13 protein-coding genes are annotated in these 15,388 nt (G+C 39.3%); all 13 read right to left on the bottom strand.

Features of this window, described 5'->3' with window-relative positions:
• Window positions 1-31 precede the first annotated feature (31 nt).
• The 13 genes from QLH32_RS18245 to QLH32_RS18185 all read right to left on the bottom strand — a co-directional run bounded on the left by QLH32_RS18245 (window position 32) and on the right by QLH32_RS18185 (window position 15,238).
• Window positions 32-1,081, bottom strand: a complete 1,050-nt coding sequence (locus tag QLH32_RS18245) for an SAM-dependent methyltransferase (protein ID WP_279961111.1) — start codon at window positions 1,079-1,081, stop codon at window positions 32-34.
• Between the two features lie 4 nt (window positions 1,082-1,085).
• Entirely contained in the window at window positions 1,086-1,868 is a 783-nt protein-coding gene (locus QLH32_RS18240) for a DUF1295 domain-containing protein (protein ID WP_283267454.1), read from the bottom strand.
• A 34-nt stretch (window positions 1,869-1,902) separates the two neighbouring features.
• Window positions 1,903-3,102 (bottom strand): SAM-dependent methyltransferase, encoded by a 1,200-nt coding sequence (locus QLH32_RS18235; RefSeq protein WP_283267453.1) that lies wholly within the window; start codon window positions 3,100-3,102, stop codon window positions 1,903-1,905.
• Window positions 3,077-3,892, bottom strand: coding sequence for a DUF1365 domain-containing protein (locus QLH32_RS18230; RefSeq protein ID WP_283267451.1), 816 nt, complete (start codon window positions 3,890-3,892; stop codon window positions 3,077-3,079). The genes QLH32_RS18235 and QLH32_RS18230 overlap by 26 nt, the downstream gene beginning before the upstream one ends.
• 10 nt (window positions 3,893-3,902) lie before the next feature.
• Window positions 3,903-5,180 carry an NAD(P)/FAD-dependent oxidoreductase gene (locus tag QLH32_RS18225; protein ID WP_283267450.1) on the bottom strand — a complete coding sequence of 426 codons (1,278 nt, stop codon included), beginning with the start codon at window positions 5,178-5,180 and terminating at the stop codon, window positions 3,903-3,905.
• Window positions 5,177-6,166, bottom strand: coding sequence for an acyl-CoA desaturase (locus QLH32_RS18220; protein WP_283267449.1), 990 nt, complete (start codon window positions 6,164-6,166; stop codon window positions 5,177-5,179). The genes QLH32_RS18225 and QLH32_RS18220 overlap by 4 nt, the downstream gene beginning before the upstream one ends.
• A gap of 235 nt (window positions 6,167-6,401) precedes the next feature.
• A complete protein-coding gene (locus QLH32_RS18215) occupies window positions 6,402-6,959 on the bottom strand; it encodes a lipocalin family protein (RefSeq protein WP_283267448.1) in 558 nt (185 codons plus the stop codon).
• A gap of 249 nt (window positions 6,960-7,208) precedes the next feature.
• Entirely contained in the window at window positions 7,209-7,922 is a 714-nt protein-coding gene (locus tag QLH32_RS18210; RefSeq protein WP_283267447.1) for a response regulator, read from the bottom strand.
• Window positions 7,923-7,925: 3 nt separating this feature from the next.
• Window positions 7,926-10,562, bottom strand: a complete 2,637-nt coding sequence (locus QLH32_RS18205) for a sensor histidine kinase (protein ID WP_283267446.1) — start codon at window positions 10,560-10,562, stop codon at window positions 7,926-7,928.
• A 25-nt stretch (window positions 10,563-10,587) separates the two neighbouring features.
• Complete coding sequence (gene kdpC / locus QLH32_RS18200; RefSeq protein ID WP_283267444.1) at window positions 10,588-11,199, bottom strand: potassium-transporting ATPase subunit KdpC; 612 nt, start codon at window positions 11,197-11,199, stop codon at window positions 10,588-10,590.
• Between the two features lie 17 nt (window positions 11,200-11,216).
• The gene (gene kdpB, locus QLH32_RS18195) at window positions 11,217-13,226 is read right to left on the bottom strand and encodes a potassium-transporting ATPase subunit KdpB (protein WP_283267443.1); all 2,010 of its coding nucleotides are present in this window, start codon (window positions 13,224-13,226) and stop codon (window positions 11,217-11,219) included.
• Window positions 13,227-13,241: 15 nt separating this feature from the next.
• Window positions 13,242-14,936: a potassium-transporting ATPase subunit KdpA gene (kdpA, locus tag QLH32_RS18190; RefSeq protein ID WP_283267442.1), complete on the bottom strand. Its 1,695-nt coding sequence runs from the start codon at window positions 14,934-14,936 to the stop codon at window positions 13,242-13,244.
• Window positions 14,937-15,034: 98 nt separating this feature from the next.
• Window positions 15,035-15,238, bottom strand: a complete 204-nt coding sequence (locus QLH32_RS18185; RefSeq protein WP_283267441.1) for a hypothetical protein — start codon at window positions 15,236-15,238, stop codon at window positions 15,035-15,037.
• Window positions 15,239-15,388: the final 150 nt, after the last annotated feature.

The raw sequence follows: 15,388 nt of genomic DNA, 5'->3' as shown, positions 1-15,388 counted from the left end.
AAGCATATCTACTGGTAGATTCTGATTTTAATTATACGGTTTTCTTTTTGAACAGGAAGTGACCGATGACCCATTCTTGTCCTTGTTCAAATCCAAACAATTCCGCGCAAGCCATAAAAAAGATACGCCAACGTTGCCACCAAGCATCAGCATTCTGTGCATATACCTGCTCGAATAGTGGTTTTAATTGTCCAGCGTTACGATCCATGTTTTCGAGCCAGGCATTTGCTGTTTTTTCGTAGTGCGTACCTGACCATTGCCAATGCTGTGATAACTCTAAATCTTTTTGGAAATGCAAAAACGTAGACGTTGCTGGCATTAATCCCCCTGTAAAGAAGTAGCGTGACATCCAATCATATTCACTTTTTATTTCGAATGGATAATGTAAGAAGCGATGGCAAAAAATATGACACCATAACAATCCTTTGGGTTTGAGCCATAATTGAATTTTCTGAAATAATTTTTGATAATTTCTAACGTGCTCAAACATTTCTACAGACACAATACGATCAAACGAATTTTCTTTTAATTCGAGTATGTTGACATCACAGGTGATGATTTTAATATTTTGTAGACCACGTTTTTCCGCTTCAGCTAAAATATGTTGACGTTGCGTTACGGAATTGGATACTGCAGTAATTTTAGCGTTCGGATAATGCTCCGCCATCCATAAGGTAAATGAACCCCAACCACAGCCGAGTTCCAAAATATTTTGACCATCATGCAATTGTGCTCGTTCACTGTAAACTTGCAGTGCGAACTCTTCTGCTTCATCTAATTGGGTTGTATCATCTGCAAAAAAACAGGCACTGTATTTTAATCTTTTGCCTAAAACTGCCTGAAAAAAAGCGGTCGGCAACTCATAATGTTGTTCATTGGCTTTGTCTGTTTCAATCGCAATTTCACTCTGCTTCAACATATTCAACACATCCATATAGCGTTGAGCACCCTGTTCTGGATCATAGCGACCCTCTTGAATCAAACGCTTTTTGCTTAATGTACGAATTGCTGCACGAATCGCTTGATCAGGCACTAGGCCACTCTCAACGAGTTTCAATGATTGCTGAATAATAAAGTCCATACGCTCACCTATTTTTGGGTTTCCATGGAATAAACATAGAAGTTCGTTTTTGATAATCGAGATAATTTTGACCTCGATTTTTTAATGCCTGCTGTTCACTAAATGGAATCCCCGTGATGTAATACAAAAAGAACCACATCAAAACAGGATAAATCCAGAGGCTATATAACCCTGCCGCCAACCCAATTACTGGATAAGCAAACCAATGTATCCATTCAAAAAAGTAGTTTGGATGACGCGAATATTTCCATAGCCCCTGATCCATCGTCTTTCCATGATTCTGTGGATTTTGCTTGAAACGGTATAATTGCTGATCTGCAATTACTTCACCCATAAATGCAATCACCATAATCACGCCTGCAATAATAATAAAATCATTGCTTTGGTTATTCCAAACTGTAATTGGCACATTCAGTAAACTCCACATTGGAATACTGAATAAAATTGCTAAACCCGCTTGAAACATAAAAAAGGCAAAAAAGCCAAGGTGTTGATATTTTCCCATCGCTAACCGCATATTGGCATATCGGCGATCTTCTTCGTGCTCTGCCATATAACGGCGAAATAAATGCACACTCAATCGTAAAAACCAAACAGAACTCAGAATGCCTATAAACCATCTGACGTTCTCTGGAGCGACATCTACACACCAAGCAGTAATGACAATATTTAGGAAAATGCAAAAACTCCATGCCACATCAACAATGCCTGCACGAAAGTTGTATGTCGCCCATAGCCAACAAATTATCATCACGACAGTATCAAGTACAAACAATTGCCACAACATACTTGCCTCCTTGATGCATCACATAAGTTGATTATTAATAAGGGCTTGCTTCGAATAAGAGTTGTACATTGCTAATTACACCTTCTTTAAAGCCACCTTCGCAGTAACAAAGGTAGAAATCCCACATTCGAATGAAGTTTTCATCAAACCCCAGTGCCAATACCTGTGGTTTGGCATTTAAAAAACGTTCACGCCATTGATGAATCGTTTCAGCATAACTAAGGCCAATATCTTCAAGATGTTTTAAACGCAGTTTCTGTTCAGATGCAGCTTGGGTCAGCACACTAATACATGGAATAAAACTACCTGGGAAAATATAGCGTTTAATATAATCCACTGTACTTAATGCTTTTTTATAACGTGCATCTTCAATGGTAATGGCTTGGATCAATCCCAAACCATATGGCTTAAGCAGGGATCTACATTTATTAAAGTAAGTTGATAAATATTGCTCACCCACAGCTTCGATCATTTCGATGGAAACCAATTTGTCGAACTTGCCTTCCAATAAACGATAATCCTTGAGTTCAACATTCACACGATGACTTAAACCTGCTGCTGCAATACGTTTATTTGCTTCATCGTACTGAGCCTGTGAAATCGTAATTGTGGTCACTTTACAGCCGTAATGCTGGGCTGCATAGATCGCAAAACCGCCCCAACCGCTTCCGATTTCAACGAGATGATCCATCGGTTTCAATTGCAATTTTTGGCAGATCAATTCTTTTTTATAATCAGATGCTTGCTCTAATGTCATGTGCGTTTGCTTATAGATTGCACTGGAGTACATCATGGAAGAGTCTAGAAAGAGCTTAAAAAAATCATTGCTGAGATCATAGTGCTCTGCAATATTTTTACGGCTGCCTGATAATGAATTTTTACGTGTTTTGTACCACGCTTTTAAAATCAGTTGGCTTGCTTGCGAAAGCATATTTTGATTAATTTTATCGAGAACATGACGGTTTCTCGCTAAAATTTGGATCAGTTCAACTAAGTTTTCACTGCTCCAATATCCCTGAATATAACCCTCAGCCGCCCCAAGCACGCCATTTTTAAAAATTAGATCAATGAGGGCTTTATTATGCACATCCACCGTTGCTTCTAAATCAGAAATTTCACCTACCGTGCCATTCCATTCACCACGGAAATGAATTTGACCATGACGAAGTTTAAGCAAGCTGCGTAAAACAAATGGCAGTGAATCGTTTTCACCGAAAATAAGCGTTTTGATCATCTTGTTTTAAATCCTTATCTTTTTTAGGGTGCCGATAAAATGGAACTTTCTTTCGCCATAAATAAAATGCTTGTAAATAAATCGAAGCGAGCATTTTGAAAGGTTCAAAAGCATAATGAACAGCATAACGATTGAGCTGTGAAGGAACTGTGATATTTTCTAATTCGAACAGCATCGTTGCATCAAAAATTAATTTTTGTGTTTGATAAAGCTGCATATGAATGACATTTTGAGCATCAGAAAAGTTAAAGTGCCATTTGTACTGAATATTCATCGGCATAAATGGAGAAACATGAAAACTTTTTTGAAATTCGAACTCTGCACCATGATACTCAGAATGGTGTTTTAACTTATCACGACAATCATGCACATATACTTTGCGTTCTTTCCAAGGCGTATTGGTGATCTCAGTTAAGATAAAAAGAAGCTGTTTTTGACTATTAAAAATAAAATAAAACACAACCGAATTAAAACTGAAACCAAGCATTCGTGGTAAAGCCAATACACGAATTTCTGATTGTATGGGCAAGACCGCATCTACTTGCTGCAATAAGATGTTTTTTATCCTTTGCCTTAAATTCCCTGTATAACCTTGCAAAAAATCATTTTCATCTATCTTTAGAAGATTCCAGTGTGCTGTTGAACATAACCATGAATCACTGAGTTTGGTTGTTATCTGATCAGGATCAAAATATAAATAGCTTAATGTTGCTTTAAATTCATGTGCCTTAGGGGTAAATCGGCGATGTCTGATTTTAGCTTTCGCGATAGCAAGTGGAGTTTCTAACATACTCAGCCCCCTATTCATCAGCTATAGTCATTAAATGTTCTACAACACGTTCAGCACTTCTTGCCCCATCTTCATGAAATCCCCAACCCCAATACGCACCACAAAATGAACTACGGTTTTTGCCATCTAATTCATGCCAACGGGATTGGGCCTCAAGTGCAGTTTTATTAAATACGGGATGCCGATAATGCCTTTCAATATAAATCTTATCTTTGGCAATCGGTGTATTGGGATTAAGTGTAGAAAAAACCTGTGTTTTACAGTTCAAATTTTGCAAACTATTCATCCAGTAGGTAAAACCAAAGTGAACATTGTCGGTCAAGGTAGATTGTTCATTTTGAGCTTGCGGAGTCACATGAACATGCCAGCTTGCCCACTGTGATCTAGATTTCGGCATAATAGATGTATCATGGTGTACTACCATACGATTATCTTGGTAATCAAAACTGCCTAAGACTTCACGCTCTATGTTTGAAGGCTCATCTAATAATTTTAAAGTGTCGTCAGCATGACTTGCAAAAATGACCCAATCAAATTGCTCTTGCCCATGTGCTGTCACAATGGAAATATGATCTTTGCTTCTGATCACTTGCTTTACTTGATTTTTTTTCCAGATAATCGTTGGGCAATGATGTTGAATTGCATAGATGTAGGATATTGAGCCACCTTTAACAGTTTGCCACTGCGGTCGATCTTTTAATTGCAGCATACGGTGATGCTGAAAAAAACTTACCACGAACTTGTAGGGAATATTGCCTACTTGATCGATAGGGCTTGACCAAAGCGCCCCGCACATTGGATATAGGTGTTCATCTCTAAACGCCTGAGAATATCCATGATGATTTAAATACTCGTCAATGGTTAATTCAGGATGACTTTCCTCAACAGAAACATCTTTATTTTCTTTATAAAAGCGAAGTAAATCCGACAGCATCCCCCGAAAGTTTTTATTTAAAAAGTTTTGTGGTCTAACCAATAATGACCATTTTTTTGAAGGATTGTATTGTAACCCTGTCACCAGATTATTGACGGAAAAACTCATGTCGCTGTTCTGTGCTTTGACTCCAAGCTCAGCAAGCATTGCACTAAAAAGTGGATAGTTATACGCATTGAAGACAATAAAACCACTGTCTACACTTACATTTTTCTGATCAATACTAAGTTCATGGGTATCGGTATGCCCACCAAAATAGTCCTGCTTTTCAAAAATGGTCACATGATGCATTTTTGAGAGTTTCCAAGCAGCATACATTCCAGAGATACCAGAGCCAACAATTGCAATTTTCATGAAGACTCCTTGGTTTGAGTTTTGGTTAGGTTCATTTTAAGATTTTGTTTTTGGCTGTTATAAGCAGCATAAATACGCTGTGGCACAGGTTTTATTCCCCAGATTAAACCCAGCCAAGACATTGCTTTTAAAACATAATAGGTGATATCAATTTGCCACCAGAAAAACCCTTGACGCGTACTACCTGCATAATAATGATGATTGTTATGCCATCCCTCACCTAACGTTATAATTGAAAGAAGAAGATTATTACGACTATTATCCGTAGTATCGAAATCTCTGCTTCCGTATAAATGAGCCAGTGAGTTAATACATAAAGTTGCATGAATCAATAGCACGGTTGAAACAACAAAGCCCCACACTAATAGTTGCAGCCCCGAAGTACCTAAATTCGGATGAGTAGCAGCGAGCCACTCGCCCAACACATAGACAGCAAAAGCGGTCATTAAAACAATGAGTAAACTAAATCGATCTAACCAGATAATCTCAGGAAACTTTAACCAATCTTTGATGATATGTTTGCGCGTCGAGAAGTTCTGTTCATTCAAAAACCACCCAATATGGCTGTACCAAAAACCATGGGTAGATGAATGAGGGTCTTGTTCTGTATCAGTAAAATGATGGTGATACCGATGATGTGCAGCCCACCAGAGCGGGCCACGTTGTGCACTCATTGTTCCTATAAGCAGAAAAATAAATTGTACTGGCCGTGAAGTTTGAAATGTTTTATGAGATAAATAACGATGGAAAAAGGCGGTAATTGCAAACATTCTGATCACATAAAATATGATCATAAAAATAATTGCAAACCATGAAATGCCTACCCAGAACACAGCTAAACAAGCAATGTGCAGTAAAATAAATGGAACAATTCTCAACCATTGGACTTGAGTATCTTTAATGCTTTTAGGGTCATCAACTGGATTTGATCCAAGCGAATTTCTATTTGACCAACTATCTATCCATCCCAGAAAAAATTTAAACATTGATTCTTCCTGACTACCTCATTTTTATAATTATCATTTTAGAAAATTCGATATGAATTTTATGTGAAGCTTTACTGACCACCCCAATTTTAATACGAAATCATTAAAAAACATAAATTTATATTTGATTAATGCACACTATTCTTAAGATGTTCTCAACTACGCTAAAGCTTTCACCTGAATAGTTTTTGGTAATCGCTCGAATGATTAATATTTGTGAGATAGACATACAATCCTATATCTGTGGAGTGCGAACCAGCTTAGAAACATCATATCCATAATCGCGGGCAGTTTGCACATACGATTGGTACGTTGCTGCATCCAGATTCGAATCTCTTGATAAGATCCATAGGTACTTATGAGATGGCCCCCCTACCAATGCAACACGGTAGTTAGAATCAATTCTTAGAATCCAATAATCTCCTTTGGTGAACGGAATCCATCGTAATCCAGAAGGTAAGAAGCTAACCTTTAACTTACTACTGCCTTCATTTTGGGGATAACCGACACCTTCAGAACTAATGGTTTCTCCTTTTTTTGTACGACAACTATTAATTACAGCAATAGTTTTATCAGAGTTGATCGAATAATTGGCTGTAGTATCACTCACACATTTTCGCTGAAAATACATCGGAAAGTGTGCTATTTCATACCACTTGCCGACATACTTATCGACCTCAATCTTATCCACTACTTTAGGAGTTTGGATTTCTGCATGCGTTGCAAAAGAGCATAAAAAACCTAAAGAAGCAATCAAACCTGAAAAAATCATTGTTCGTTTAATAAGTTGCATACATACCACCTTTAACTTTTATAATATTTTAAGTTAATAGATACTGATGTGAATAAACTGTGAAATTAATATCTTCAATACAGAAAGAATAAAATATAGACATTTATTATATTACAAATTTTAATCAAGGCGATGAAATAAGGGTAGTTGGTTGAGAATAGAGGGAAAAATATTTTTATTTGAGCTTTATCGAATAGTTTTTAAACTATATCTTCAGATAAGATTACATTAAAAAAATGATGTAATCTTTTAATGATTAAAATGAATAGAACAAGTAAATCTTAACCCAACACCTGTAATCGTTTGAATATATTTAGGTTCAGTTGCAACATCACCAATTTTATCTCTTAATTTTTTGACTAAAATCCGCAAGTAATGGGTATCTTCAACGTGGGTATTGCCCCACAGCTCTACAATAAGCTGTTTTTGTGTGATGATTTTCCCTTGATAACGTATCAATAAAGCCAGAAGCTGAAATTCTTTTTTGCTTAAAGATAGCTCTATACCATTTAATTTGACAACATGTTCAGCCACATCAATGTATAAATAACCATCATCAAAAATAATATGCTGTTCAACCTTAACAGGCTTATCCCGAAACAAGACCCGAATCCGTGCAGCCAACTCCTGAATACTAAAAGGTTTGGTGACATAATCATTTGCCCCTGCATCAAGTAGCATCACTTTCTGCTGCTCATCAGGTCGGGCAGATAATACAATGACAGGTGCATCCGACCATTGTCGCAATTCAAGCAACACCTCTTTGCCATCCATATCAGGTAAACCTAAATCCAAAATCACCAAATCTGCCCCTTGTGTTGCCAGAACTTCCAGTCCTTTGAGACCATTTTCAGCAACCAGAATCTGATAACCCTGTGTGCGTAAGGCAATATCCAGAAATTTACGAATCTGGGGTTCATCATCAATAATCAGAATCGAACCTTGTACAGCATGATGCAACATGAACTATTCCGATAAATTCAGTGGTAAACCTATTCTAATTAAAGTACCGTAATTTTGAAATGCAGGTAAGGCCTGTATCTCCCCCATATGTGCTCCAATAATTGCTTTCACAATTGATAGCCCCAAACCTGTGCCTGTTTTGCCCCGATCACCACGCTGCATGGTATAGAACATATTAAAAATCTGCTCTCGTTCCTGTTCTGGAATCCCGATGCCCTCATCAATAATATCAATCTGGATATAGTTTCCATCCTGAACAGCCGTGATCTGCACAGGCGTATTGTCAGGTGAAAATTTAGCGGCATTTTCTAGCACATTAAAAATTGCCTGTTCAACCAATGCAGGATGAACATAAAGTTGTGGCAAGTTCGGAGCAATATTTTTTTGAATTTTGATATGGGGTTGATAGCGAATCAAACGCTCTGTTGCCGATTGAATCAAGGTATCTACATCAATCCAGTCTCGTGCCAAAGTGAGTCCCTGATGCCCTAATCGGGTCATATCCAATAAGTTCTGGATATAGCGATCAAGGCGTTCACTTTCAATATGAATGGTGTCCAATAATTCATTCTGGTCATGTTTAGACATATGTTCAGCATAGTATTTTAAGCTATCTGCCGAACCAATAATGGCAGCTAAAGGCGAACGTAAATCATGTGAAACTGATGACAATAAGGCAGAGCGTAATTTTTCAGTTTCTCCAACAACTCTGGCATCTTCCAGTTCCGTTGCCAATTGGATACGGGAAGCCGTCTGGGCAATATCTTCAATCATCAATTCAATTAAACGTTGTTGTTCAAATGAAATCATGTTTTGGCTGGCTGGAAATTTGATGCCAATCACGCCATGCTGCTTTTCTAAAATTAACGGATTAAACCACCAGTCTGACTGAGTTAAGGTATTGGTAAAACGTCCACAAGGCTGTAAATTTTTCTGTGTCCAGTCTGCCGCAATCTGCTCTTTTTCATTCAATGCAACATTTAATGTTGTATATTTTTCCCCTATCTTCAACCAGACTTGTGCATTAAGTACCGTTTCCAAATGTTGTTTTGCCACATGTACCACTTGGGATAAATCAACACAGGGCGATAATTTACGTTCCAGTTCCAGAAGTTGAATCGATACGGAGTTTGCAGATTTTAGACTGACCACCTGAGCTTTTAACAGGCTTGCCAAACGCCCAACCAATAATGCAGATACCAAAAATATCACAATGGTAATCACACCATTTTTTGCATTAATTTCAAAACTAAAACGTGGGCTAATAAAAAAGTAGTTATACAGAGCAAAACACACCAATACACTGATAAATGTCATCAGCATTTGTGTTCTAATCGCAACCAACATCACAGTAATAATAAAAATAAGTGCCAAATCATTATAGCCAATGAACTGGTCGCTTACTGTGGCAATGATCAATCCTAAACAGACAATGATGCTACTTTCTAGCCATTGCCGTATCTGGGAATTAAACTCACGTTTATTTTGATGGGATGGCGATGCCATGCCCTTATTTTTTAGGCTTGAGGGTTGTACCAGTGTAATTTCAAAGGGATGAGGTTCTGCCAGCAATTTATCAGTAATGGATTGATTGAATAAATTTTTCCACCTTGTTTTTTTGGGCTGATAGCAAATCAGGATATTGGATGCACCATAATCATAAGCCGCCTGAATAATGCTTTCTGCCACATGGTCATTGTAGAATAGATAAGTTTCTGCACCCAGTTTACGGGCAAGTTGAAAGGCTTTATTCACCATTAAAATGCGTTGCTGTTTTTGGCGACTTTTTTGAACCGAAATCACGCTCCACAATGCGTTACGCCGTTCTGCAATACGATTGGCTCGACGTACCAAATCCTCTGAAAATTCCGAACCATCAATCACCAGCATTAAATGGTTTTGTACAGGAATGACCTGTCCCTGTGCGGTAAACTTTTCCCGATAATTTAAATCGACTTGTCCTGCAACGGTTTGAATGGCAAGGTCACGCAAAGCAATCAAATTGACAGGTTTAAAAAATCCATCCAGTGCATGAACGGTTTGTTCAGGCATATAGATTTTGCCCTGTTTCATCCGTTCCAGTAATTCAGGTACTGGTAAATCAACCAGACGTACATCTTTTAGACGTTTAAAAATCAGGTCAGGGACGGTTTCACTGACCCGAACCCCTGTAATCTGGTACACCACATCATTTAGACTTTCCAGATGTTGAATGTTCAGGGTGCTATAGACATCAATTCCTGCATCCAAAATTTCGTTTACATCCTGCCAGCGATATTCATGCCGACTGTTGGGCACATTACGATGAGCAAGTTCATCAACCAGTACAATTTTAGGTTTAATGGCAAGAATCTGGTCTAAATCCATTTCCTCAAGTGTGCGGTTTTGATACTGGATGTGTTTACGGGGCAGTACCTGTAAACCGTCAACCAGTTGCTCTGTTTCGATACGCCCATGCGTTTCCACAATGCCAACCACGACATGATGACCTTGCCTGACCAATTCATGCGCTCGGCTTAACATGGCATAGGTTTTACCTACACCAGGTGCTGCACCTAAAAACAGGGTTAAACGCCCTGACTGTTCTCGCTGACTATGAGCCAGCCACGCATCAGCTTTACTATTACGGTCGATGGTCATCAATCGGGTTCTCTCATGTTCAGCATTAAAGCGGACGTTGTAATTGGTCTAAAGCCAGATTCAATTGCAGTACATTGACTCGCTCTTGTCCAAACAAGCCAAATTGTTTGGGTTGAATATGTTGTTTGATTACATTCTCGACCTGCTGTTCAGTAAGCTGACGGTGTTGTGCTACCCGTTTTAGCTGTAATAATGCACTTTGTGGGGAAATGTCGGGGTCAATTCCACTGCCAGAAGCCGTCAGCATTTCATTGGATACATCCTGTGGATTGATCGCATTTTCATGAGCGAACTTTGCCCGACGTTCAGCGATTTGTTGTTGTAAATCGGGATTGCTCACTGCCAAGTTACTACCACCTACACTTGGTGGATTGTAATCCACCGCACTGGGTCTAGGATGGAAATATTGCTGACCTGTAAATGGTTGAGCCACCAAAGCTGAACCCATCATTTTGCCTTGATGTTCAATCAAGCTACCATTGGCTTGCGCTGGAAAAATGATTTGAGCAATCGACACATTCACTGCACAATATAAAACACCACACAGTATAAATCCAACGGTCACCAACCCGATGCTTTGACGTAAAACAGGCTGTTTTTCATTGGATATGGCTGCGAGTTGTTGTTGCATATTCATGGCATTTACCTCTTATTTTAGAAAAAACGGGATATCAAGACATCAATCAACTTGATGACAATGAATGGAAACACCACGCCACCGACACCATAAACCAGCATATTGCGTCTCAGCAGTTGTAATGCACTGGCAGGCTTAAACTGAACACCACGTAATGCCAATGGAATTAACATCGGAATAATCAAGGCATTAAAGATTAAGGCTGAAACAATGGCACTGCTTGGATTATCCAGATGTAGAATGTTTAATATATTGAGTTGAGGAATGGCGACTGCGAATAAGGCAGGTAAAATCACAAAATATTTTGAGACATCATTTGCCAGTGAAAAGGTGGTTAATGCACCTCGTGTAATCAATTGCTGTTTGCCAATTTCAACCACATCCAGCAGTTTGGTCGGGTCAGAATCCAAGTCCACCATATTGCCTGCTTCTTTAGCCGCCTGTGTGCCAGAATTCATTGCCAAGCCAATATCTGCCTGAGCCAATGCAGGAGCATCATTGGTTCCATCGCCAACCATTGCCACCAGTCGTCCCATTGCCTGCTCATTGCGAATACAGGCGAGTTTATCTTCTGGTCTTGCTTCCGCAATATAATCATCCACGCCTGCTTCAGCAGCAATTGCAGCAGCCGTCAAAGGATTATCCCCCGTGACCATAATGGTTTTAATACCCATTTGCCGCAATAAAGCAAAACGTTCTTTAATGCCTTGTTTAATCACATCTGAAAGTTCAATCACACCGAGAATATTGTGATTGGATGCCACCACCAAAGGTGTCGCTCCTTTAGATGCAACCTGTTCCACTCGGGTTTTCAGTTCAATATTGTCCTGAATATCCTGCTGGGTGAATTTAAGGATAGCATCCACTGCCCCTTTACGAATCGTTTGTCCTGTTGCCAAATCGACACCAGATAAACGTGTGGCTGCACTAAACTGGATAAATTCTGCATCTTTTGGCTCACTGATACTTTCCCCAAGTTCCTTGCCTAGACTCACCACCGATTTACCTTCGGGGGTTGGATCAGCAAAAGAAGTGAGCATGGCAGCTTGGCGTAATTCGCTTGGGGTCACACCTGCCAACGGATAAAATGCCGTTGCCTGACGGTCACCATAGGTAATTGTGCCTGTTTTATCCAGTAGCAACACATCTATATCGCCTGCAACTTCAACGGCTTTACCTGATTTTGCCAGGACATTGGCTTTTAATGCACGGTTCATTCCTGCAATCCCAATCGCAGGCAATAGACCGCCAATCGTGGTTGGAATCAGGCACACCAATAAAGCAATCAGTAACACGATACTGATTTTGACACCGACAATTCCCCCAATGAATGGCAGCGTCATCACCACGACAATAAAAGTCACTGTCATCACATTGAGTAAAATTCCCAAAGCGATTTCATTTGGTGTTTTTTGACGGTTCGCACCCTCAACCAACGCAATCATACGGTCTAAAAAGCTATGACCTGCTTCATTACTGACTTCTATAATGATGCTGTCTGATAAGACTTTTGTTCCCCCAATCACACCTGAGCGATCAGTATTGGCTTCACGTAACACAGGAGCAGATTCACCTGTCACTGCCGATTCATTGATGGTGGCAAAACCCTGAATAATCTCACCATCCGCAGGAATCAGTTCTCCTGCATTGACGATGACGAAATCACCTTTTTTAAGTTCATTGGCTGAAATACGCACCGCTTGGGCATTTAAATCCGCAAGCCGACTGGCAAACAGATTCTCTCTTGCCTGACGTAAGGATGAGGCTTGCCCTCTACCTTTGGCTTCTGCCACCGCTTCGGCATAATTGGCAAATAACACGGTAATCAACAAAATCAGGCTTAATGTCAGTCCTAATCCCAAACTGGCTTGTCCCATTAAGGTTGCCACAAAGGTTAAGACTGTACCCACCCAGACACAGGCCATGACAGGATTTTTAAACGCATGTTGTGGTAGCAGTTTATAAAAAGTCTGTTGAACAATTTCCTGATTAACAATGTCCATCTTACTTGCATTTAATGTTTTCATTTGACTGCTCCACTGTTAAAACTGTACTGATACATAATCAGCAATTGGTCCAAGAACCAACACAGGCATAAATTGCAACAAGGTCAGAATCAGTACGATACCCACCAAAGTTAAGGCAAATGTCGGTGATTCAATCTGTAAAGAACCTTTATTTTCAGAACCTTGTACTTTGCTGGCTAAACTAACTGCAATCATTACAGGAATAATCAGGGTGCTGTAACGACCTGCAAGCAAGGCAATGCTTGTGCTTAAATTCCACCAAACAGTGTTATCCGCCAGCCCCTCAAAACCTGAGCCATTATTGGCAAAGGCAGACACATATTCATAAAAGACTTGGCTAATTGCATGAAAGGATGGATTTGAATTGCCTGTTAAACTGGGAATTGCCAATGTAATTGCAGTTAGAGTCAGTAACATCACAGGCTGTAATACAATCACAATCGCCAATAATTTGATTTCGGTGACTTCAATTTTGCGTCCAAAGACTTCAGGCGTTCGTCCTGTCATCAGACCAGCAATAAAGACTGCAATAAATAAGTAGATAAAGAATTGAGCTAAACCACAGCCAATCCCACCCCAGATGGCATTAATCAACATATTACATAGCTCAACCAAACCTGTGAGTGGCGAGGCTGAGTCGTGCATCATATTGACTGAACCGTTATTTACCTGTGTGGTTAAAGTCCCCCACAATGCCGATGCCTCTGCACCAAAACGCAATTCCTTACCCTCCATCAAGGCAGGATTAACACTTAATGAAGATTTTTCTGTCCAAAATGCCAGTGATGTGGAAATCAATGACATCAGCATCATCGTACCGAATATCATCCACATCAGTTTTTTACGATTGACCAATGTTCCAATCATAAAAATCACAGCCATTGGAATCAGTAAAATGGCAATCATTTCAAGAACATTGGAAAGTGGTGTTGGATTTTCTAAAGGCACAGTACTATTTGGACCATACCAACCACCACCATTACTGCCCAGTTGCTTGATGGCAATCATTGGCGCAACTGGACCAAGTGGAATCTGTTGCGAGCTAAATTCTGCATGTTGTTCTACGGTTTGTACGCTTGGTCCACTGGATAAAGTGGATGGCACACCCTGACTGGTCAGCAATAGTGACCAAACCATTGCCAATGGAATCATAAAACGGAATAACGGACGAATGATGTCCTGCCAATAGTTGCCTAAATTAACCTCATTCCAGTTGCGTTTAATGCCATTGGTTAACTTTTCCTGTAAGAACAATGCTCTTAACATTGCCACCACAAGGGCGAGACCAATCAGGGGCGAAATAAACTGCATACCTGTAATCACAGTCATCTGGGCAAAATAAGACAACTGGGCTTGACCAGAATAATGCTGTTGGTTGGTATTGGTTAAAAATGAAATGGCGGTATGTAAAGCCAAATCCCATTTCATGTTGGGGATATGGTCGGGATTGAGTGGTAGCCAAGCCTGTGTCATTAAAATCACCACACTGATCACAAGCAAAGCAATATTGCTGATTAAAAAAGCGAGCATATACTGTCGCCAATTCATACCAGCATTTTTAACACCCATCACTGCATAAAGCGGTTTCTCTATCCAGTTAAGCAGGATGTCTGATTTCATTGGTGTTGCCTGCATTACTTTTGCAAGGTATCCACCAAGTGGATATGCCAACACTAAGGAAAATAAAAATACGAAAATAAATTCCCACATTGCAAATGCCATTTAAAAATAGATCAGCATGAGTATGGAAATTGACAGCGTAAATTATCTATATTGAAAAAAACGGCAGACGTAAATTTTGCATAAAATCACTGCTTCAATAATTGTTCTATTTCACGTTTGGAATAACCTCGCTCCTTGAAAATCTGAACAATCACTTTTTGTACTTCTGGCGATACATCAGCATACTGATCAACCAATCTCTCTGTATGAAGACCATCCAAGAGACCTTTCTGATTAAGCAATGTGTTCTGCAAACGATTACTTTCAGCAGCAGACCTAAAGAAACCCATGAATTTTCCTATGTATAGAACGCTTTCCTAGAAATATATTTTAATAATCTGAAAATTTATGGGCGTAAATTTCGTATAAATTTTTGCTCTTTAAAATGGAAAAAATTCTTTTATTTTTATAATTAACATTTGAAGTGCCACTTCTATTAC

The organism is Acinetobacter corruptisaponis, assembly GCF_030053775.1.
GTDB classification, from domain to species: domain Bacteria; phylum Pseudomonadota; class Gammaproteobacteria; order Pseudomonadales; family Moraxellaceae; genus Acinetobacter; species Acinetobacter corruptisaponis.
The sequence above is the reverse complement of the archived record's forward strand: the minus strand, read 5'-3'. Positions and strand labels throughout refer to the sequence as shown.